This is a genomic window from Streptomyces sp. NPDC031479, from assembly GCF_055581065.1.
This window is the reverse complement of record NZ_JBVIKC010000014.1, coordinates 148,581-169,651: the sequence shown is the minus strand read 5'-3', so window position 1 is coordinate 169,651 and position 21,071 is coordinate 148,581. Positions and strand designations below refer to the sequence as shown.

At 72.9% G+C, this 21,071-nt stretch carries 17 protein-coding genes; 11 read left to right on the top strand and 6 right to left on the bottom strand.

Going from position 1 to position 21,071, the window contains the following annotated elements:
- Positions 1 to 96: 96 nt before the first annotated feature.
- Positions 97 to 591: a GNAT family N-acetyltransferase gene (locus ACZ5D2_RS18250; protein ID WP_371678171.1), complete on the bottom strand. Its 495-nt coding sequence runs from the start codon at positions 589 to 591 to the stop codon at positions 97 to 99.
- Positions 592 to 629: 38 nt separating this feature from the next.
- Here ACZ5D2_RS18250 and ACZ5D2_RS18245 point away from each other — a divergent pair, with 38 nt between their 5' ends.
- Positions 630 to 1,433: an exodeoxyribonuclease III gene (locus ACZ5D2_RS18245; protein ID WP_371678172.1), complete on the top strand. Its 804-nt coding sequence runs from the start codon at positions 630 to 632 to the stop codon at positions 1,431 to 1,433.
- On the opposite strand, the gene ACZ5D2_RS18240 is transcribed toward ACZ5D2_RS18245, so the two are convergent.
- Positions 1,415 to 2,140: a MerR family transcriptional regulator gene (locus ACZ5D2_RS18240; RefSeq protein WP_371681244.1), complete on the bottom strand. Its 726-nt coding sequence runs from the start codon at positions 2,138 to 2,140 to the stop codon at positions 1,415 to 1,417. The genes ACZ5D2_RS18245 and ACZ5D2_RS18240 overlap by 19 nt on opposite strands.
- Positions 2,141 to 2,340: 200 nt before the next feature.
- Between ACZ5D2_RS18240 and ACZ5D2_RS18235 the strand changes: the two genes are divergently transcribed.
- The 4 genes from ACZ5D2_RS18235 to ACZ5D2_RS18220 all read left to right on the top strand — a co-directional run bounded on the left by ACZ5D2_RS18235 (position 2,341) and on the right by ACZ5D2_RS18220 (position 6,042).
- A complete protein-coding gene (locus tag ACZ5D2_RS18235; protein WP_371681245.1) occupies positions 2,341 to 3,978 on the top strand; it encodes a flavin-containing monooxygenase in 1,638 nt (545 codons plus the stop codon).
- On the top strand, positions 3,975 to 4,901 hold the full coding sequence (locus ACZ5D2_RS18230; RefSeq protein WP_468930368.1) for an alpha/beta fold hydrolase: 927 nt from the start codon (positions 3,975 to 3,977) through the stop codon (positions 4,899 to 4,901). Before ACZ5D2_RS18235 ends, ACZ5D2_RS18230 begins: the two co-directional genes overlap by 4 nt.
- A complete protein-coding gene (locus ACZ5D2_RS18225; protein ID WP_371678174.1) occupies positions 4,898 to 5,782 on the top strand; it encodes an SDR family oxidoreductase in 885 nt (294 codons plus the stop codon). The genes ACZ5D2_RS18230 and ACZ5D2_RS18225 overlap by 4 nt, the downstream gene beginning before the upstream one ends.
- Positions 5,783 to 5,856: 74 nt before the next feature.
- On the top strand, positions 5,857 to 6,042 hold the full coding sequence (locus ACZ5D2_RS18220; RefSeq protein ID WP_468930365.1) for a hypothetical protein: 186 nt from the start codon (positions 5,857 to 5,859) through the stop codon (positions 6,040 to 6,042).
- A gap of 257 nt (positions 6,043 to 6,299) precedes the next feature.
- Here ACZ5D2_RS18220 and ACZ5D2_RS18215 read toward each other — a convergent pair whose 3' ends face one another.
- On the bottom strand, positions 6,300 to 9,584 hold the full coding sequence (locus ACZ5D2_RS18215; RefSeq protein WP_468930362.1) for a S41 family peptidase: 3,285 nt from the start codon (positions 9,582 to 9,584) through the stop codon (positions 6,300 to 6,302).
- 180 nt (positions 9,585 to 9,764) lie between these two features.
- Here ACZ5D2_RS18215 and ACZ5D2_RS18210 point away from each other — a divergent pair, with 180 nt between their 5' ends.
- Positions 9,765 to 10,343 (top strand): TetR/AcrR family transcriptional regulator, encoded by a 579-nt coding sequence (locus tag ACZ5D2_RS18210; RefSeq protein ID WP_371681246.1) that lies wholly within the window; start codon positions 9,765 to 9,767, stop codon positions 10,341 to 10,343.
- A 149-nt stretch (positions 10,344 to 10,492) separates the two neighbouring features.
- The gene (locus tag ACZ5D2_RS18205; RefSeq protein WP_371678177.1) at positions 10,493 to 12,691 is read left to right on the top strand and encodes an MMPL family transporter; all 2,199 of its coding nucleotides are present in this window, start codon (positions 10,493 to 10,495) and stop codon (positions 12,689 to 12,691) included.
- A 129-nt stretch (positions 12,692 to 12,820) separates the two neighbouring features.
- On the opposite strand, the gene ACZ5D2_RS18200 is transcribed toward ACZ5D2_RS18205, so the two are convergent.
- Entirely contained in the window at positions 12,821 to 13,279 is a 459-nt protein-coding gene (locus ACZ5D2_RS18200; protein WP_468930358.1) for an SsgA family sporulation/cell division regulator, read from the bottom strand.
- Between the two features lie 176 nt (positions 13,280 to 13,455).
- On the opposite strand from ACZ5D2_RS18200, the gene ACZ5D2_RS18195 reads away from it, so the two are divergent.
- The 4 genes from ACZ5D2_RS18195 to ACZ5D2_RS18180 are packed head-to-tail and all read left to right on the top strand — an operon-like array spanning position 13,456 to position 17,263.
- Positions 13,456 to 14,517, top strand: coding sequence for an energy-coupling factor ABC transporter permease (locus ACZ5D2_RS18195; protein WP_468930355.1), 1,062 nt, complete (start codon positions 13,456 to 13,458; stop codon positions 14,515 to 14,517).
- A gap of 1 nt (position 14,518) precedes the next feature.
- On the top strand, positions 14,519 to 15,280 hold the full coding sequence (cbiQ, locus tag ACZ5D2_RS18190) for a cobalt ECF transporter T component CbiQ (RefSeq protein ID WP_468930352.1): 762 nt from the start codon (positions 14,519 to 14,521) through the stop codon (positions 15,278 to 15,280).
- Positions 15,268 to 16,068 carry an energy-coupling factor ABC transporter ATP-binding protein gene (locus tag ACZ5D2_RS18185; protein WP_371678181.1) on the top strand — a complete coding sequence of 267 codons (801 nt, stop codon included), beginning with the start codon at positions 15,268 to 15,270 and terminating at the stop codon, positions 16,066 to 16,068. The genes cbiQ and ACZ5D2_RS18185 overlap by 13 nt, the downstream gene beginning before the upstream one ends.
- Before the next feature lie 28 nt (positions 16,069 to 16,096).
- Positions 16,097 to 17,263 carry a serine hydrolase domain-containing protein gene (locus tag ACZ5D2_RS18180; RefSeq protein ID WP_371678182.1) on the top strand — a complete coding sequence of 389 codons (1,167 nt, stop codon included), beginning with the start codon at positions 16,097 to 16,099 and terminating at the stop codon, positions 17,261 to 17,263.
- 155 nt (positions 17,264 to 17,418) lie between these two features.
- Here the strand turns inward: ACZ5D2_RS18180 and ACZ5D2_RS18175 are convergent, their stop codons facing one another.
- Entirely contained in the window at positions 17,419 to 19,065 is a 1,647-nt protein-coding gene (locus ACZ5D2_RS18175; RefSeq protein ID WP_468930347.1) for a penicillin-binding transpeptidase domain-containing protein, read from the bottom strand.
- Positions 19,066 to 19,199: 134 nt separating this feature from the next.
- Positions 19,200 to 20,966: a dolichyl-phosphate-mannose--protein mannosyltransferase gene (locus tag ACZ5D2_RS18170; RefSeq protein WP_371678184.1), complete on the bottom strand. Its 1,767-nt coding sequence runs from the start codon at positions 20,964 to 20,966 to the stop codon at positions 19,200 to 19,202.
- Between the last annotated feature and the right edge of the window lie 105 nt (positions 20,967 to 21,071).

The following is a 21,071-nucleotide window of genomic DNA, read 5'->3' as shown; positions in this document are numbered from 1 at the left end:
TTCTCCGTTTCCCGGGGTTCCGCCCCCGGACCCCGTTTCGGGGGCGGAACCCCGGACCCCGCGCCTCGACCGCCGGCGGGCCCGGTGGGTGGGCGGTCAGGGGTGCAGGGGCTTCGTCATGCAGCGGCTGGACTCGTGGAAGCGGTAGTAGCCGAACTTCTCCGACAGGGAGTACCCCGACGAGAGGTACAGGGCGATCGCCTCCGGCTGCTGGTCGCCCGTTTCGAGGACCATGCGGGTGCGGCCCGCCGCGCGGGCGTCCGCTTCGAGTTCCGCCAGGATGCGGCGGGCCAGGCCCGTGCCCCGGGCCTCCGGGACCACGTACATGCGCTTGATCTCGGCGTCGCCGTCCGAGTAACCCTCGTCACTGTGCTCCTGGCGGCGCCAGCCACCGCTCGCCACCGGGGCGTCCGAGGCGTCGTAGGCGAGGAGGTACAGGCCGATCGGCGGGACGAACATCGCCGGGTCGAGGAAGGTGGCGTCGCCCTCGCCCTCGTAGCGCGTCCGGTACTCGACCTGGACCTGGGCATCGAGCTCGACCGCGTCCGGGTGGTCGTACGGTACGGCGCGGAGGTTTATACCGTGAGACATTTGAATATCGTACGGAACCATCCCGCTATGGTGCAGGGATGCTCACTGTGACCTCCGTGAATGTGAATGGGATCCGCGCCGCCGCCAAGAAGGGCTTCGTGGAGTGGCTCGCCGGATCCGATGCCGACGTCGTGTGCCTCCAGGAGGTACGCGCCGAGGAGGGGCAGATTCCGGCCGAGGCCAGGGAGCCCGAGGGCTGGCACACCGTGTTCGCGCCGGCCGCCGCCAAGGGACGGGCGGGGGTCGCGCTGTACACGCGGCGGGCGCCGGAGCGGGTGCGGGTCGGCTTCGGGAGCGACGAGTTCGACGGCAGCGGCCGGTACCTGGAGATCGATCTCCCCGGAGTGACCGTGGCGAGCCTGTACCTGCCCTCCGGGGAGGCCGGGACCGGGAAGCAGGACGAGAAGTACCGGTTCATGGAGGAGTTCCTCCCCTACCTGCGGGGGCTGAAGGAGCGGGCGGCCGCCGACGGGCGGGAGGTCGTGGTGTGCGGTGACTGGAACATCTGCCACCGGGAGGCCGACCTCAAGAACTGGAAGACCAACCGGAAGAACGCGGGCTTCCTGCCCGAGGAGCGGGAGTGGCTCGGGAAGGTGTACGCGGAGGCCGGGTACGTGGACGTGGTGCGCGCCCTTCACCCGGACGCCGAGGGGCCGTACTCCTGGTGGTCCTACCGCGGGCGGGCCTTCGACAACGACGCCGGCTGGCGCATCGACCTGCAGGTCGCGACCCCGGGGCTGGCCGGCAAGGCCGTGAAGGCCTTCGTCGAGCGTGCCGAGACACACCCCGAGCGCTGGTCCGACCACGCGCCCGTGACCGTGGTCTACGAACTCGGCGTCTGAGGGGCCGGTGGCCTAAGGGCCGACGGGTGGGAGTGGCGCTGGTGCAGGCGGTCCATCGCCATCGTGAGTTCCGCCTCCACCACGCTCTTCGCCAGCGGGCGCAGGCGGGTGACCGGGTCGTCGGCGGTGTCGGCGCCGTCGCCGAGGTGGGTGGAGATCAGGTCGGTGAACAGGGCCGCCAGGGCGTCCGCGTGCTCGCGCACCCGGCGGCCCGTCTCCAGGACCGCCGCGAGCGGGACGCCCTCGCGGACCAGCGCCGAGGAGACGTCCAGCAGCCGGCGGCTGACGTGCACGATCTCCTCGCCGTCGGCGGCGACGTAGCCGAGGTCCAGGGACGCGGCGAGGTTCTCCGGGGTGACCTCGCCCTCGAAGTAGTCGGCCAGGGCCTCGGGGGTCAGCCGGACGGGGGTCTCCTCCGACCAGCCGATGCCGAGCAGCTCGCCGAGCTGGCCGACGTCGCGGCCCTGTTCGAAGGCGGCGGTCAGCTCCGCTATGCCGCCGAGGGTGTGGCCGCGCTCCAGCAGGGCGGCGATGGTGCGCAGCCGGGCCAGGTGGTGGTCGTCGTACCAGGCGATCCGGCCCTCGCGGCGCGGCGGAGGGAGCAGTTTGCGCTCGCGGTAGAAGCGCAGGGTGCGGACGGGTATGCCGGCCGCCTCGGCCAGTTCATCCGTCCGGTATTCGCGCACTGTGCTCCCCGACTCGGCCATAGGGTTCTCCGCCACACGCGCAGCCTAGGGCGTACCCGCAGTAACTTTCCGGGCGCGACCCCTACCCATGGGTACGGGGCTGCTCTACCCTCCCGATTGTGCCAGTGATTGCTGGCAGTGTTGCGGTGTGGTGGCTGGGACTGCGGAAGCGGAGGGCGGCGGGCATGGGCGGCATCGACGGCATCGACGGCATCGACGGCATGGGCGGACGCGAGCACGTACGCGTGGCGGTGATCGGGTCCGGTTTCGGCGGGCTCGGGGCCGCCGTACGGCTGCGGCGCGAGGGGATCACGGACTTCGTCGTCCTGGAGCGGGCCGGCTCCGTCGGCGGCACCTGGCGCGACAACAGCTATCCGGGATGCGCCTGCGACGTCCCGTCCCACCTGTACTCCTTCTCCTTCGCCCCCAATCCCGACTGGCCGCGGACCTTCTCCGGGCAGCCGGCGATCCGGGAGTACCTGGAACACGTCGCGGACGTCTTCGGGCTGCGCCGGCACATCCGGCTGAACCACGAGGTCCGGATGATGCGCTGGGACGCCGACGAGCTGCGCTGGGAGATCGAGACCTCCGGCGGGAACCTGACGGCCGACGTCGTCGTCTCGGCCACCGGGCCGCTGTCCGACCCGAAGATGCCGGAGATACCGGGACTCGCGGAGTTCCCCGGCAAGGTCTTCCACTCGGCCCGCTGGGACCACGACTACGACCTGCGGGGCAAGCGCGTCGCCATGATCGGGACCGGCGCCTCGGCCATCCAGATCGTGCCCGCCATCGCACCCGAGGTGGAGCGGCTCACCCTCTTCCAGCGGACCCCGCCGTGGGTGATGCCGCGCACCGACCGGGCGATCAGCGCGGTGGAGCGCTGGCTGCACCGGCAGCTCCCCTTCACCCGGGCGGCGCGGCGCGGGCTGCTGTGGGGGATCCGTGAGCTCCAGGTCAGCGCGTTCACCAAGCGGCCCGGCCAGCTCGGGCTGATCGAGTCCCTGGCCAAGGCCAACATGGCGCGTTCGATCAAGGACCCGGAGCTGCGGGCCAGGCTGACGCCCTCGTACCGGATCGGCTGCAAGCGGATCCTGCTCTCCAGCGAGTACTACCCGGCGCTCGCCCGGCCGGACGTGGACCTGGTCGCCTCCGGGCTGAAGGAGATCCGGGGCTCGGTGCTCGTGGCCGCCGACGGGACGGAGACCGAGGTCGACGCGATCATCTTCGGCACCGGCTTCCACGTGACGGACATGCCGATCGCCGACCGGGTGGTGGGCGCCGACGGGAAGACCCTGGCCGACGCCTGGAAGGACGGGATGCAGGCGCTGCGCGGGGCGACCGCCGCGGGCTTCCCGAACTGGATGACGATCATCGGGCCCAACACCGGCCTCGGGAACAGTTCGATGATCCTGATGATCGAGTCGCAGCTGAACTACATGGCGGACTACATGCGCCAGCTCGGCGTCCTGGGCGGGCGGACCGCGCTCGCGGCCCGGCCGTCCGCGGTGAACCAGTGGAACCGGCGCGTCCAGGCGCGGATGGAGCGGACGGTGTGGAACACCGGCGGCTGCACGAGCTGGTACCTGGACGCGCAGGGCCGCAACACCACCGTCTGGCCGGGGACGACGGGCGAGTTCCGCAAGGAGACGCGGAGCGTCGACCTGTCCGAGTACGAGGTCGTCCGCGGCCGGGAGAGGGCCGGAGAGACGGGCGGAGCGAGGGGGCCGGCCGCGGAACGGGCGGCCGCGAAGGCGGGGCGCGGCGCTGCCGGCGCCGCCGCCGCGAAGGCCGGGCCCGGGGACGCCGCCGCCGCGAAGGCCGCCTCCGCGAACACCGGTGCCGGGGAGGCGGCGGCATGAGCGGGCCCGCGCACGTCACCGCCGGGCGGTACGCTCCCCCCGCCCCCGGCCGCACCCTGACCGCCGTCTCCGCCGACGGGTCCCGCCTGCACGTCGAGGTGCACGGCGCCGAAGGGGCCCCGCCCGTGGTGCTGTCCCACGGCTGGACCTGCTCCACCGCCTTCTGGGCCGCCCAGATACGCGAACTGGCCCGGGACCACCGGGTCGTCGCCTACGACCAGCGCGGCCACGGCCGCAGCCCGGCCGGCGCGAGGACGTACAGCACCACCGCCCTCGCCGACGACCTCGCCGCCGTGCTGAAGGCCACCCTCGCCCCCGGCGAGCGGGCCGTCGTCGCGGGACACTCCATGGGCGGCATGACCGTGATGGCCTCCGCGGGCCGCCCCGAGTTCGTCGAGCACGCCGCGGCCGCCCTGCTGTGCAGCACCGGGAGCTCCGGGCTGGTCGAGGGGTCCACCGTGCTGCCGCTGCCCCCCGGGCGCGTGCGGACCCGGCTGACCCGCGCGGTGCTGGGCTCGCGCGCCCCCCTCGGGCCGGTCACGCCCGCCGCGCGCGCCGTGCTCCGGTACGCGACCATGGGCCCCGGCTCCGCGCCGGACCGGGTCGAGGCCTGCGCCCGTATCGTCCACGGCTGCCCCACGGCGGTGCGCCACGCCTGGTCGGTGGTGCTGGCCGGACTGGACCTGGACGAGGGACTCGCCCGGCTGACCCTGCCCACCGCGGTGCTCGCCGGCCGCGACGACCGGCTCACCCCGGTGGCGCACGCCCGCGGGCTGGCGGCCGCGCTGCCGCACTGCGTCGGCCTGACCGAACTCACCGGCATGGGCCACATGACCCCGGTCGAGGCGCCGGAGGCCGTGACCGGCGCCATCCGCGAACTGACGTCCCGCTATCTCGAAACCGAGAAGGAGAAGACCGCGTGAGCGCTCACAGGAGTCTGGAAGGCCAGGTCGCCGTCGTCACCGGAGCCGCCCGCGGCGTCGGCGAGCTGCTCGCCCGCAAGCTGTCCGCGCGCGGGGCGAAGGTGGCGCTGGTCGGGCTGGAGCCGGAGGCGCTCAAGGAGGTCTCCGAACGGCTGCACACCGACAGCGACCACTGGTACGCCGACGTCACCGACCACGAGGCGATGGCCCGGGTGGCGGGGGAGGTCAAGGAACGCTTCGGGAAGGTGGACGTCGTCGTCGCCAACGCGGGCGTCGCCGCCGGCGGGCCGTTCGCCGACTCCGACCCCGAGGCCTGGCGCCGGGTGATCGAGGTCAACCTGATCGGCGGGGCCGTCACCGCCCGCGCCTTCCTCCCCGTACTCATGGAGAGCCGCGGCTACTTCCTCCAGATCGCCTCGCTCGCCGCGATCACCCCGGCGCCGATGATGACGGCGTACTGCGCCTCCAAGTCCGGGGTCGAGGCCTTCGCCCACTGCCTGCGCGCCGAAGTCGGCTACCGGGGCGTCAAGGTGGGCGTCGGCTACCTCTCCTGGACCGACACCGACATGGTCCGCGGTGCCGACGAGAACGAGGTCATGCGGGAACTGCGCCGGCGGCTGCCGTGGCCCGCCAACCGCACCTACCCGCTGGGCCCGGCCGTCGACCGGATCGTGGCCGGCATCGAACGCCGCTCGCCGCACGTGTACGCGCAGGGGTGGCTGCGCGGGATGCAGGGCGTGCGCGGCTACCTGCCCGGGATCATCGCGGCGTCCGGACAGCGCGAGATGAGGCGCTTCGGACCGAGGCTCGCCACGGTTTCCAAGGGGCTCGTGGGTGCGGGCGGGGCCGCCGACGAGCAGGCGCGCACGCAGCGTCACTGATCGAAATGCGAGTGATGTCCGCCCGTGAAAGTCTGGTCGAGGCCCACCACCGACACCCCTCGTGGAGTGAAGACATGGCTATCAAGGACCAGTTCCAGGACAAGGCGGACGAGTTGGAGAGCAGGGCGCGGAAGACGGCCCGGCCGGGTGCGAAGGACGAGTCGCCCGAGCGCGCGCAGCCGCCCGGCGGCAAGAAGCCCGGTGCCAAGCAGAAGGCACCCAAGGTGCACGACGAGCTCGACGACAACTGGGACATCTGAACCGACGTACGCGACCTGGCGTACGAGGCAGGACGTACGAAGGGGCGCGACCCGGCAACGCCGCCGGGCCGCGCCCCCTTTCGCACGCCGTACGCCCTAGGCCGTCTCTTCCGGATCTTGCCTGGCCCGCGCCGCCCGGCACCGCACCTCGCCGCGTTGGCGGGCACCCGAGTACGTCCAGTACGAGGGCGCCCCGCCAACACGCCGATGCACGGCACCGGACGACGCGGGCCTGACCGACAAGATCCGGAAGCGCCCTAGCGGGGCGGCAGGTTCGGGCGCCGCAGGTCCGGTACGTCCGCGTACCCGGGCGGTACCGCGGCCGGGTCCTGCTCCAGCAGTTCCAGTGCCAGGTGCACCGCGTCGTCCAGCTGGGCGTACCGGCCCTCCGCCCAGTCGAGCGGGGTGCGCAGGATCGCCAGGTCCGGTTCCACGCCGTGGTTCTCCACCGACCATCCGTACTCCGGGAACCACGCGGCGTTCATCGGCACGGTGATGACGGTGCCGTCGCCCAGGGTGTGCCGGCCGGTCATGCCGACGACCCCGCCCCAGGTGCGCTGGCCCACCACCGGGCCCAGGCCCAGCAGTTTGAAGGCCGCGGTGATCATGTCCCCGTCGGAGGAGGTCGCCTCGTCGGCGAGGGCGACGATCGGGCCGCGCGGAGCGTTGGAGGCGTAGGAGACGGGCTGGGCGTTGCGGGTCAGGTCCCAGCCGAGGATGGAGCGGGTGAGCTTCTCCACCACCAGTTCGCTGATGTGTCCGCCCGCGTTGCCGCGCACGTCGACGATCAGGGCGGGCCGGGAGACCTCCAGGCGCAGGTCCCGGTTGAACTGGGCCCAGCCGGAGCCGCCCATGTCGGGGATGTGCAGGTAGCCGCAGCGGCCGCCGCTGATCTCGCGGACCACGGCGCGCCGTTTGGAGACCCAGTCCTGGTAGCGCAGCGGCCGTTCGTCGACGAGGGGGACGATCGCGACCCGGCGGGGCCTGCCCTCGCCCTCGGCGGGCTGGACGGTGAGTTCGACGGTGGTTCCCCCGGCCGCCGCGAGCAGCGGGTAGGGGCCGGCCACGGGGTCCACGGGCCGGCCGTCGATGTGGGTGAGGACGGCGCCCTCCCGGATGCCCGTTCCGGCGAGCGGGGAGCGGGCCTTGGAGTCGGAGGACTCGCCGGGCAGGATCCGGGAGACGGCCCAGGTCCCGTCCCGGCAGACCAGGTTGGCGCCGAGGAGTCCGATGGGCCGCTGGTAGTGCGGCGGGCCCTCGTTGCGGCGTGCGGGGGAGACGTAGGCGTGGGAGGTGCCGAGTTCGCCGAGGACCTCGCGCAGCAGGTCGGCGAACTCGTCGGGGGAGGCGACCCGTTCGACCAGGGGGCGGTACTGGCGCAGTACGCCGTCCCAGTCGATGCCGCACATGTCCGGTTCCCAGAAGTAGGCGCGGATGAGCCGGCCGGCCTCCTCGAAGGCCTGGCGCCACTCGGCGGCCGGGTCCACCTCGTGCAGGATGCGCCGCAGGTCGAGGTAGACGGTGGAGTCGCCGTCGCCGGACTCGGTGGCGGGGACCGCGCGCAGGTCGCCGTCGTCGTTGACGACGAGACGGGTGCCGTCGCCGCTGGCCGCGAACCAGTCCAGTCCGGAGGCCAGTTCGCTCTTGCGCGCCTTGGTGATGTCGAAGTGCTCCAGCGTCGGCTTGCCGCTGGTGTCGGCCGGGTTGGCGAAGGTCTCGCCGAGCGCGCCCGAGATGGGCCAGCGCAGCCAGACCAGTCCGCCGCCGTTCACCGGGTGGAGGGCCGAGTACTTCGACGCGCTGACGGGGAAGGGGGTGACCCGGCTCTCCAGGCCCTCGACCTCCACGGTCACCGAGCCGTCGCCCTCGCCGCTCTCCCCCTCGACGGGGTCGAGCCCGCCCGCGGCGGGGCGGCCGTCGGCGGAGAAGGCGAAGGGGGAGGGGGTGGCCGAGGAGAGCGGCACCAGGTAGGGACGGCAGCCCAGGGGGAAGGACAGGTCGCCGGTGTGGACGTCGTAGACGGGGTCGAAGCCGCGCCAGGACAGGAAGGCGAGGTAGCGGCCGTCACGGGTGAAGACCGGGTTCTCGTCCTCGAAGCGGCCGTTGGTGACGTCGACGATCGCGCGCGGGCCGGGTCCGGAGATCTTGGCCATCTTGATCTGCCGCAGGGACCGGCCGATGCCCGGGTGCGACCAGGTCAGCCAGCAGCCGTCGGGGGAGAAGGCGAGGTCGGTGACGGGGCCGTTGATGGACCGGATGAGCTCGGTGACCTCCCCGTCGGACTCCTCCGTCGCGTCGAGGAGCAGCAGCCGTCCGTCGTTCGAGGCGACGGCGAGGCGCTCCCCGTCCGGGTCGGCCAGCAGTTCCAGTACGCGGCCCAGCTCGCCGGAGGCCAGCCGGCGGGGCTCCCGTTCCCCGGAGGCGCGGGGGAGGTAGGCGATCTCGATCGCGTCCTCGCCCTCGGCGTCGGTGACGTAGGCGACCTGTCCGCCGCTGCCGAGCATCTCGGGCAGCCGGACCCGTACGCCCGGGGTGTCGGCGATGGTGCGGGCCGGGCCGTCGCGGTGGGTGAGCCAGTACAGGCTGCCGCGCACGACGACGGCGCTGGCCCGGCCGGTGGCGTCGACGGAGAGGGAGTCGACGTTGCTGGCGGCCGGCACCTGGTAGGTGCGCCGGCCGGCGCGCGGGCCGCCGAGGCGGACGTCCAGTCTGCGGGGCGCGGCGTCGGCGTCGAGGGAGTCGACGAGCCAGAGGTCGCCCGCGCACTGGTAGACGACGCGGGTGCCGTCGCTGGAGGCGTGCCGGGCGTAGAACGCGTCGTGGTCGGTGTGGCGGCGCAGGCCGGTGCCGTCGGGGAGGCAGGAGTAGAGGTTGCCGATGCCCTCGTGGTCGGAGAGGAAGGCGATGCGGCCGCCCACGAACATGGGCGAGTCGAGGTGGCCCTCGATGTCCTCCAGCAGCCGTTGTCCGTGCAGCCACAGGCGGCCGGTGGCGCCGCCGCGGTAGCGCTTCCAGGCGGCGGGCTCGTGCGGGGGTTTTCCGGTGAGGAGCAGGCTGCGGCGTTCGCCGCCGGGGCCGTCGGGGGCGTGGACGGCGATGTCGGAGACGGGGCCCCAGGGGAGGCGGCCGCCGGGGCTGCCGTCGGTGGGCAGGCTGTAGGCCCAGGCGAAGTAGGAGAAGGGCTGGCCGTGGGAGGACACGGCGAGGATGTCGCTGCGGCCCTCCTCGTCGGGCGGGGTCCAGCCGCAGACGCGGGTGTCGGTGGCACCCCAGTGGGTGAGGCGGCGGGCGGGTCCGCCGCCGACGGGGGCGAGGTGGATCTCGGGGTCGAGGCTGCGCCAGGTCGTGAAGGCGATGTGCCGTCCGTCCGGGGAGAAGCGGGGATGGCCGACCCTGGTCCGGTCGACGGTGATCCGCCAGGCGCGGCCGGGGCTCTGGCCGGCGGGGACCAGGGGGGCGACCCAGAGATCGTCCTCGGTGGCGAAACACAGCAGGTCGTCGTGCAGGTGCGGGAAGCGGAGGTACGCGACGTCGTGACTCACCCCCCAATGCTTTCCGCGGCAGGGGGGTGCGGCAACTCGTACAGTTGATCCACGCCACCCTCCCGATCGAAACGGAACGGTTTCGTTTCGCTAGTGGGAGGGGTAGGGTTCGAGCAGTACGAAACGGTTTCGTCCGGACGGGTGGTCGTGATGAAGGGAAGCTGCCGGGTGACCGACGTCATGTCGGTTCGGCGCAGCCGGATCACCCCCGAACGCGAGGCCGAACTCCACGGGGCGGTCCTCGACCTCCTGCGCGAGGTCGGCTACGAGGCGCTGACCATGGACGCGGTCGCCGCCCGTACGAAGTCCAGCAAGGCCACCCTCTACCGCCAGTGGGGGAGCAAGCCGGAGCTGGTCGCCCAGGCGCTGCGGTGCACCCAGCCGGTCTCCCTGCGGGAGATCGACACGGGCACCCTGCGCGGCGACTTCGCGCTCATGGTCGAGCGTTCGGACGACGCGCAGATGGCCAAGGACACCGCGCTCATGCGGGGTCTGGCCCATGCCGTGCACGAGAGCCCGGAGCTCCACAGGGCGCTGCGCGACCTGCTGGTGGACCCGGAGATCAACGGTCTCCAGGAGATGCTCCGGCGCGCGGTGGAGCGGGGCGAGATCCGGCCGGACTGTCCGGCGCTGGACTTCGTTCCGCACATGCTCATCGGGGCGTTCATCGCCCTCCCCCTGATCGAGGACCGGCCGGTGGACCGGACCTTCCTCGGCCAGTTCATCGATGCCGTGGTCTTCCCCGCCCTCGGCGTCTGAGCCACCGGTCGGCGCGCCCACCCGTTCCGGCCTTCCCCGCACACGTACTTCCTGCTGCTCCTGACACGCCGCTCTCGTCGTCGGGCCGGCTTTTGACGCCCTGATCCGTCCCGGATCCATCCCACGACCTGAAACGGGAGAACCACGACGTGGCCACCTTCCTCTACCGGCTCGGCCGAGGTGCCTTCAGGCGCCGCGGCCTCGTCGCCCTCGTCTGGGTGGCGCTGCTGTTCGCGGCCGTCTTCGGCGCCGCGACCGCTTCGGCACCCACCTCCGGCTCCTTCTCGATACCCGGGACGGAGGCCCAGAAGGCCTTCGACCTGCTGGACGAGAAGTTCCCGGGCATGTCCGCCGACGGCGCGACCGCCCGCATCGTCGTCAAGGCCCCGGCGGGCGCCAAGGTCACCGACCCGGCGCCCAAGGCCGAGGTCGAGAAGCTCATCTCGGGCCTGAAGGGCGGCGCCGGCGCCGACCAGATCGCCAGTGTCGAGGACCCGTACCAGACGAAGGCGGTGAGCCAGGACGGCTCCACCACCTACGTCAGCGTGAAGTACAAGGTCAGCGGGATGGAGCTGAAGGACGACGCCCGCGACGCCCTCAAGGACTCCGGCCACGCCGCGCAGAAGGCCGGCCTCCAGGTCGAGATCGGCGGAGACGCGCTGATGGAGGCCCCCGAGACGGGCTCCGGCGAGGTCATCGGCATCCTGATCGCCGCGGTCGTCCTCGTCATCACCTTCGGTTCGCTGATCGCGGCCGGGCTGCCGCTGCTGACCGCGCTGATCGGCGTGGGCATCGGCGTCTCCTCCATCACCGCGCTCGCCAACGTGCTGGACCTGGGCAACACCACCTCCACGCTCGCGATGATGATCGGCCTCGCGGTCGGCATCGACTACGCCCTCTTCATCGTCTCCCGCTACCGCGCGGAGCTCGCCGAGGGCCGCGAGCGCGACGAGGCCGCCGGCCGGGCTACCGGAACTGCCGGTTCCGCCGTGGTGTTCGCCGGTCTGACCGTGGTCATCGCCCTGGTGGGCCTGGCCGTCGTCAACATCCCGATGCTGACGAAGATGGGTGTCGCGGCTGCCGGAACGGTGGTCATCGCGGTGCTCGTCGCCCTGACCCTGGTCCCCGCCATCCTGGGCTTCGCGGGCAAGAAGGTGCTGCCCGCCGGTACGAAGAGCAAGCTCTTCGGCAAGGGCAAGCCGGCCGGCGCCGAGCCCAAGGCCAACGGCGGCACCCGCTGGGCCCGCTTCGTGCTGCGCCGCCCGATCGTGGTCCTGCTGGTCGGTGTGATCGGCCTCGGCGCGGTCGCGATCCCCGCGAGCAAGCTGGAGATGGGCCTGCCGGACGACGGCTCCAAGCCGGTCTCCACCAGCCAGCGCAAGGCGTACGACATGCTCTCCGAGGGCTTCGGCCCCGGCTTCAACGGCCCCCTGATGGTGGTCGTCGACGGCGACAAGGCGCTCGCCGACAAGACGGCGGACCGGATCAAGGGCCTGGACGGGGTGGCGGTCGTGATGCCGCCGGTCCAGAACGAGGCCAAGGACGCGGCGATCGTCAGCGTCATCCCGAAGGACCGGCCGTCCTCCGTCGACACCGAGGACCTGGTCCACTCGATCCGCGAGGGCAACCCCGAGGGCGTGTACGTCAGCGGCCAGACCGCGATGAACATCGACTTCTCGCAGAAGATGAACGACGCGCTGCTGCCCTACCTGGCGCTCGTGGTCGGCCTGGCCTTCCTGCTGCTGATGCTGGTCTTCCGCTCGATCCTGGTCCCGCTCAAGGCGGCCCTCGGCTTCCTGCTGTCGGTCGTCGCGGCCCTCGGCGCGGTCGTCGCGGTCTTCCAGTGGGGCTGGCTCGGCTCGCTGTTCGGGGTGGAGCAGACCGGTCCGATCATGTCGATGATGCCGATCTTCATGGTGGGCGTGGTCTTCGGCCTGGCCATGGACTACGAGGTCTTCCTGGTCACCCGCATGCGTGAGGCGTACGTCCACGGCGAGCGTCCCGGCCAGGCCGTGGTGACCGGCTTCCAGTACAGCGCCCGCGTGGTCGTGGCCGCCGCCGTGATCATGATCGCCGTTTTCTCCGGTTTCCTGGGGGCCAGCGACGCGATGGTCAAGATGATCGGCTTCGGCCTGGCCGTCGCCGTCCTCTTCGACGCCTTCGTGGTCCGCATGGCCATCGTCCCGGCGGTGCTGGCGCTGCTCGGCCACAAGGCCTGGTGGCTGCCGAAGTGGCTCGACCGCATCCTGCCGAACGTGGACGTGGAGGGCGAGAGCCTGCGCAAGCACCTCGGTGACGCCGGCTCCGCCGAGGGTCCGGACAAGGACCGCGAGCTGGTCAACGCCTGACCCGCGGACGCCGCCCGACGCGACCGGCCCCGCACCTGGACTCCAGGTGCGGGGCCGGTCGCGTCGTCGGGTCGCGCGGCGCTGGGCGTCGGGCGGCGGGCCGCGTCGTCGGGTCGCGCGGCGTTGGGCCTACCGGGTGGCGGCGGCGGCGGTGGCGGCGTACGTGCGGCGCAGGAAGCGGCGCAGTGCGGCGATGTCGAACTGGATGACGGCCACTCCCTCGGGGGAGTGGAACTCGACCACCGCCTGCACCCGGCCGCAGGGCCACACGCGGACGTCCCCGGTCCCGGTCGGGGCCAGCAGGCCCGCCTCCAGGAGGGCGCGGGGGAAGACCCACTCGTTGTCGGTGTCCTCCGGGGACAGCTCGGCGGGGAAGACGACGCGGACGGCGAGCGGCTCGGCGGCGGTGAAGCGCAGGGCCACGGGGATGGCGCGGTAGAGGGGGTCGTCGCTGATGACGCGGGCGCGCACCCGCTCCTCGACGGCCGGGGCGGCGGCGGCCCTGGTGGGCGGCGCGGGTGCCGTCGCGGTGGCGGCCCCGGCGGTCCCGGCGGTGCGGCCCGGTGGATTCTCGGCGGTGGCTGACATCGACAAGACTCCTCAAAATCGGAGCAAATAAGTCCGTTTGTCCGTCCAGCGTCGCACATTCCCACGAAAGCGCGCGGCTCCATTTGTGACGGACCCGCTCTTGCCAACCATTTGCAACTGGGCACTATTCTTGAACGGTTAAAGACTTAGTGAGGAAGAGGAAGCGGAGCCGCTCCATGCATGTGCCCGACGGATTCATCAACGCACCCGTCTCGGTGGCCGCCGGAGCAGTGGCCGCCACCGCCGTCGCCGTCAGCCTGCGCGGCGCCCGCCGCGAGCTCGACGAACGCACCGCCCCGCTCGCCGGCCTCGTCGCCGCCTTCATCTTCGCCGTGCAGATGCTGAACTTCCCGGTCGCCGCCGGCACCAGCGGCCACCTCCTCGGAGGAGCGCTCGCCGCCATACTCGTCGGCCCCTACACGGGCGTCCTGTGCGTCTCCGTCGTCCTGCTCATGCAGGGCATCCTCTTCGCCGACGGCGGCCTGACCGCCCTCGGCGTCAACATCTCCAACATGGCCGTCGTCACCGTGGTCGTCGCCTACGCCGTCTTCCGCGGCCTGCTCAAGGTGCTGCCGGCCGGCCGCCGCTCGGTCACCGTCGCCGCCTTCGCCGGAGCCCTGCTCTCGGTGCCCGGCGCGGCCGTCATGTTCACCCTCTTCTACGCCCTCGGCGGCACCACCGACGCCCCGATCGGCAAGGTGTTCACCGCGATGGCCGGCGTGCACGTCCTCATCGGCATCGGCGAGGCCGCCATCACCGCCGCGACCGTGGGCGCCGTCATCGCCGTACGGCCCGACCTGGTGCACGGCGCGCGCGGACTGGCCGCCCCGCTGAAGCTGCGCGTCGACGGCCGGCTCGTCGACGCCCCCGCCGCGGCCGCCGCCCCGGTGCCCGCCGCCGCCCGCTCCACCCGCCCGCTGTGGATCAGCGGCCTGGTCACCGCCCTCGTCCTCGCCGGGTTCGTCTCCTACTACGCCTCCTCCAGCCCCGACGGCCTGGAGAAGGTGGCCGCCGACCAGGGCATCGACGCCAAGGCCCGCGAACACGCCGCCGCCGGCTCCCCGCTCGCCGACTACAGCGTCAAGGACGTGTCCGACGCCCGCCTCTCCGGCGGCCTCGCCGGGATCATCGGCGTCGGCGGGACCGTCGTCGTCGGCACCGGCGTCTTCTGGGCCGTGCGCCGGCGCCGCGCGGAGGACCTCTCCGCCGCCGCCACGGCCGCCCCCGCGGCCCACTGACATGGGGGCCGGGCACGCGCACAAGCTGTACCGGCACGGGCACTCGCCCGTCCACGGGCTGCCGCCGCACTGCAAGATCGCCGCGACCTTCGCGTTCGTGGTCGTCGTCGTCTCCACCCCGCGCGAGGCGATGTGGGCCTTCGGCCTCTACGCCGTCCTGCTCGCGGTCGTCGCGGCGGCGGCCCGGGTCCCCGCCGGGTTCCTGCTGCGACGGCTGCTGATCGAGGTCCCCTTCGTGGCCTTCGCCGTCCTCATGCCCTTCGTCGCCGAAGGCGAACGGGTCCACGTCCTCGGCCTCTCGCTGAGCGTCTCCGGCCTGTGGGGCGCCTGGAACGTCCTGGCCAAGGGCACCCTCGGCGTGGCCGCCTCCGTCCTGCTCGCCTCGACGACCGAACTGCGCGCCCTGCTGCTGGGCCTCCAGCGCCTGAAGCTCCCGCCGCTGCTGGTCCAGATCGCCTCCTTCATGATCCGGTACGGCGACGTGATCACCGGAGAACTGCGCCGGATGTCCATCGCCCGCCGCTCGCGCGGCTTCGAGGCCCGCGGCGTCCGCCACTGGGGCGTCCTCGCCAAAACGGCGGGCGCCCTCTTCATCCGCTCCTACGAACGCGGCGAGCGGGTCTACCTCGCGATGGTCAGCCGCGGCTACGCCGGCTCGATGCCGGTGATCGACGACGTCACGGCCAGCCGCGCCCAGTGGGCCTACGCGGCCGTGCTCCCGGTGACGGCCCTCGCCGTCTGTCTGATGGGATGGACGCTGTGACCGCTCCCTCCGCTTCCGCTTCCGCCGCCGTCCCCGCCTCGCCCGCGCCCTCCCTGGAGGTGGCCGGCGTCGCCTACGCCTACCCCGACGGGCACCAGGCCCTCTTCGGGGTCGACCTCACCGTCGGCGCGGGGGAGCGGGTCGCCCTGCTCGGCCCCAACGGCGCCGGCAAGACCACCCTCGTGCTCCACCTCAACGGCATCCTCGGCGGCGGGGTCGGCACCGTGACCGTCGCCGGGCTGCCCGTGGAGAAGCGCAACCTCGCCGAGATCCGCCGCCGGGTCGGCATCGTCTTCCAGGACCCCGACGACCAGCTCTTCATGCCGACCGTCCGCGAGGACGTGGCCTTCGGCCCGGCGGCGGCCGGCCTGCGCGGCGCCGAACTGGAGGAGCGGGTCCGCGAGGCCCTCGAACTGGTCGGCATGGCCGACTTCGCCGACCGTCCGCCGCACCACCTCTCCTTCGGGCAGCGCCGCCGGGTGGCGGTGGCGACCGTACTGGCGATGCGCCCCGAGATCCTCGTCCTGGACGAGCCCTCCTCCAACCTCGACCCCGCCTCGCGCCGCGAGCTCGCCGACATCCTGCGCTCGCTGGACGTGACCGTGCTGATGGTCACCCACGACCTGCCGTACGCGCTGGAACTCTGCCCGCGCTCGGTGATCCTCAGCGAGGGCGTCATCGCCGCCGACGGCCGCACCCGCGACCTGCTGTGCGACGAGGCCCTGATGGGCGCCCACCGGCTGGAGCTGCCCTTCGGCTTCGACCCGCGTTCGGTGACCGTGGCATAAGCGCCGCCCCGCGGTTGTTGCCCCCCACGTGAACATCCAGGGTGTGGTGACCGAGGGCTACGAGCCCGTCCGAGACGCCTTCGCGCGCAATTTCGAGGTGCTGGGGGACCGGGGTGCGGCCGTCGCCGTCTACCGGGACGGCCACAAGGTCGTCGACCTGTGGGGCGGCACCAAGGACGCCGACGGCACCGAGCCCCGGACCCCCTGGACCGAGGACACCGCGCAGATCGTGCGCTCCGCCACCAAGGGCGTGGCCGCCGCCGTGCCGCTGCTCCTGCACCAGCGCGGACTGCTGGACCTGGACGCGCCCGTCGGCTCGTACTGGCCGGAGTTCAAGGCGGGCGGCAAGGAGCGGACCCTGGTCCGACACCTGCTCGCCCACCAGGCCGGGGTGCCCGCGCTGGACCGCGGACTCACCGTGGAGCAGGCGGCGGACGGGGTCACCGGGCCGCGCGCCGTCGCCGCGCAGCGGGCCCACTGGGAACCCGGGACCGCGCACGGCTACCACGCCCAGACCTTCAGCTGGCTGGTGTCCGAGCTGGTGCTGCGGGCGACCGGCCGCACGGTGGGCGGGATCCTCGCCGAGGAGATCGCCGAACCGCTGGGACTGGACTTCTGGATCGGCCTGCCGGAGGACCAGGCGCACCGGGTGGGCCGGGTGGCCCCGGTCGAGCCCCCGGCGAGTGCGGGCCTGTTGAAGACCCGGCCGAGGAGAAACGTTTCGGAGGCCTACGCGGACCCGGAGTCCCTCACCCGCCGCGCCTTCGCCGCCATCGACCCCCAGCCCGACGAGAACGACCCCGTGTACCAGGCCGCCGAACTGCCCGGTTCCGCCGGCATCGGCACGGCCCGCGCACTGGCCCGCTTCTACGGGGCCACCATCGGGGTGGTCGAGGACGGCGCCCGGATCTTCACCCCGGCGACGACCGCGCTCGCCGGTACGGAGTTCGCCTCCGGCGCCGACCGGGTGCTGGTCGTGGGCACCCGCTTCGGCCCGGGGTACATGCTGCACGGCCCGGCCTCGCCGCTGCTGTCCCCGGCCTCCTTCGGACACCCGGGACGGGGCGGCTCCCTGGGGTTCGCGGACCCGGAGGCCGGCATCGGCTTCGGCTACGTGACGAACTCCCACGCCAAGTCGGTCACGGCCGACCCCCGCGCCCAGTCCCTGGTCCGCGCGCTGCGCACCTGCCTCTGACCTCCGCGAGCGAACGCCGAGCTCCGCCGGACGCCGAGCTCCGCCGGACGCCGGCCTCCGCTGCCCCCCTGCGCCTGGGCTGTGCGCCCGGCCTGTGAGGGCCCCGCGGGGCCCGGATGGGGCCCCGCGAGGCCGCACCCGGGCGGGGGCGAGCGTCAGGAGTTGAGCACCCGGGCGACGATCGGGCCCGCCGCGTCGGCACCGTGGCCGCCGCCCTCGACCATCGCCGCGGCGGCCACGTCACCGCTGAAGCCGGTGAACCAGCTGTCGGGGGCGGCCGCGCCGTCGACCTCCGCCGAGCCGGTCTTCGCGCCCTTGTCGGAGCCGTGGACCGAGGACATCGCCCCTGCGGCGGTGCCGGCGGTGGCGGTCTGCCGCATCATCTGGACCAGCTGCGCCGAGACCCCGGGCGCCAGCCGGCGGGAGGCCGTGGCCAGGGTGCGACCGTCCAGGGAGGCCTTGACGAGCACCGGCTGGTGGAACACGCCCGTGCGGGCCGTGGCCGTGATGGAGGCGATGTTCAGCGGGTTCATCTGGACCGCGCCCTGGCCGATGTACTCGGCCGCCGCCGCGGGACCGGAGGTCCGGGGCACCGTGCCGTCCTGCGAGGGGACGCCCGTCTTCCAGTCCAGCCCGATGCCGAAGGCCTCCCGGGCCACGCTCGGCAGGGCGCCGTTGTCCTTCACGTCGTCGATCAGGCTGATGAAGGCGGTGTTGCAGGATCTGGCGAAGCTGTTCGAGAAGGGCTGCCCCTGCGAGGAGAAGCCGTCCTGGTTGCGGAAGACCTTGCCGTCCCAGGAGGCGGTCGCCGGGCAGGCCGCGGGCCGGTCCGCGGCCACCAGGCCCTTCTCCAGCAGCATCGCCGCCGTCACGATCTTCATCGTGGAGCCGGGGGCCCGCTTGCCCTGCATCGCCGCGTTGAAGCCGTCCCGGCGGTGGTTGGCCACCGCCAGGATGTCGCCGGTGCTCGGCTGGACCGCGACGACCGAGGCCTCGGCGTGGGCGGCGACGGCCTTCTCGGCCGCCGCCTGCACGTCGGCGTCCAGGACGGTCTCGATCTGTCCGGGCTTCCCCTCGACCAGCGTCACCAGGGTCCGTTTGGGGGCGTCGGGTGTGGCGGGTTCGACCCACAGCTCGACGCCGGGGGTGCCGCCGGTCTTCTGCCCGTACGTCGTGCGCAGCGCGTCCAGGACCGGGCCCAGCGACGGGTAGAGCTCCGCCGTGAGTTCCTTGCCGTGCCGGTCCACGGCCTTGACCGGCGGGCTCGCCGGGGTGCCCGCGCGCAGCCGCTCGTCGCGCTGGAGCTGCGGGTGGATCACCGAGGGCTGCCAGTCGACGAGCGGCTTGCCGGTGGTCGCGCCGCGCACGACGGTCAGCCGGGAGTCGTAGACGAGGGGCTTGGTCGCGCCCTGGTAGGAGACCTCGGCCTCGACCTTGAACGGCACGGTGGTGCCGTCGGCGGTGCCGGGGGTGATGACGGCCTTGGAGACGTACGCCGCCGACCTGTAGTCGGCCACCGCCGACTGCGCGGCCTGCGTGTTGTTCGTCAGGGCTGCCGCCGCCCGGTCGTCGCCGGCCGCCCACGCGGCCAGGAAGGCCCGCGCGGTCTCCGCGGTCTCCTTCTCGGTGACGGGCCCGCTCGCCTTCTCCCCGGCGGCCGGCCCGCCGGCGCTCATCGACCCCTTGGCGTCGCCGCCCCCGGCCCCCTCGTCCGCGACCAGGCTGTAGACCCCGTACGCGGTGCCGCCGACCATGGCGAGAAACACCCCGCCGACGATGGCGCCCTTCGCTGCCCCGTTCATCCGTCCCCTCCCCAGGAACCCCCGTTCTCTGAACATGTTCAAAGAACTCCTGGTGCGGACCTTACTCTGTGCGAGCGTGACGCCACGCTGTTGTTTACCGGACCGCGATGTCGCACGCGTCACACGGCCAACGGCTAGATCCAGGTGTCCAGCCACATGCGGCCGCGCCAGGAGTCCATCGGGAGGGTGCCGCCGGTGTAGATCGGCCAGAAGTAGATGAAGTTCCAGATGATCAGCAGGACCAGGACGCCCGCCCCGATCGCACCCACGGCGCGGCGGCGTTCGGTGGAGCCCGCCGGGCCCAGCAGGGCGCCGATCATCATCGCCACGGCCAGGCACAGGTACGGGACGAAGACCACCGCGTAGAAGTAGAAGATGGTCCGCTCCTGGTAGTTGAACCAGGGCAGCAGGCCGGCGCCCAGCGCGCAGGCGATGGCGCCCGCCCGCCAGTCGCGGCGGAAGAACCAGCGCCACAGCACGTACAGCAGCGCGAAGCAGCCCGCCCACCACAGCAGCGGGGTGCCCAGGGCCAGGACCTCGCGGGCGCACTTGCCCGCCTCGGTCGCCGGGCAGCCGTCGGTGCCGGGGGAGGGGGACTCGTAGAAGTAGGAGACGGGCCGGCCCAGGATCAGCCAGCTCCACGGGTTCGACTCGTAGGTGTGGCCCGAGGTCAGGCCCACGTGGAACTTGTAGACCTCGGTCTCGTAGTGCCACAGGCTGCGCAGCCACTCCGGGAGGAAGGACAGCGGGCTGTTCTGGTCGTACTTGGCGGCCCAGTCGCGGAAGTAGCCGCCCTTGCCGTTGTCCGGGCTCAGGATCCAGCCCGCCCAGGAGGCCAGGTACACGCCGATCGCCACCGGCACCGTCGACAGGAAGGCCGGCAGCGCGTCCCGGCGCAGCATCGCCGCGTACGGGGTGCCCGCGCCGGCGGTGCGGCGGGCGGCCGCGTCCCACAGCACGGTCAGGACGCCGAAGAAGGCCAGCACCACCAGGCCGTTCCACTTGGTGCCGAACGCCAGGCCCAGGCAGACGCCGGCCAGCAGCCGGTACGGGCGCAGGCCCAGCCGCAGGTTCTGCGCGATGTCCTGGTCGGGGCGGGCCCGGCCCTCGTCGTCGAGCGGGAGCGCCGCCGCGAGCCGGGCGCGGGCCTTGTCGCGGTCGATGACCAGCGCCCCGAAGGCCGCCAGTACGAAGAACATGAGGACCAGGTCGAGGAGGGCCGTGCGGCTCATCACCAGGTGCAGGCCGTCCACCGCGAGCAGCGCGCCGGCCAGGCAGCCGAGGAAGGTGGAGCGGAACAGACGGCGGCCGATCCGGCACAGCATCAGCACCGACAGGGTGCCGAGCACGGCCGTCATGAACCGCCAGCCGAAGGGATCGAAGCCGAACATCCACTCGCCGAGCCCGATCACCCATTTGCCGACCGGCGGGTGCACGACGTAGCCGGGGTCCAGGGGGAGCGGCACGCCGTCGGGATTCGCGAGGATCGACTTGTCGACATCCTTGGGCCAACTGGCTTCATAGCCCTGGCGGATCGTCGCCCAGGCGTCCTTGGCGTAGTACGTCTCGTCGAATATCACCGCCTTCGGGCTGCCCAGGTGGGTGAACCGCAGCACCCCGGCCACCAGCGTCACCAGCAGCGGCCCGGCCCACGCCATGAACCGCTGCCAGGTGTGCCGGCTCGCCTCCGGGACCCCGAGCGCCGTCCAGAGCTGCCCGGACGGACGGGCGTACGGGGGCACCAGGCGGGTGCGGACATCGGCGGGCGGCGCGGCCGGCGCGTAGCCGAAGCCCCGCAGGCGGCGCAGCCACAGGGACGGCTCGGGCGCGGAGTCGCCCGCGCCCGGCGGGACGGGCGGGGCCCCCGCGGGGCTGGGCGGCGGCGTCGCGGTACTGGTCACCGGGTCATCGTAGGGAACGCCCCTGTGGAGCCCCAGCCCCCACGTGGGTCGGGACGTGCGGAGCCGGTCCGGAGCGGGTGTGTCGCACGGGGCGGACGAGAGGGC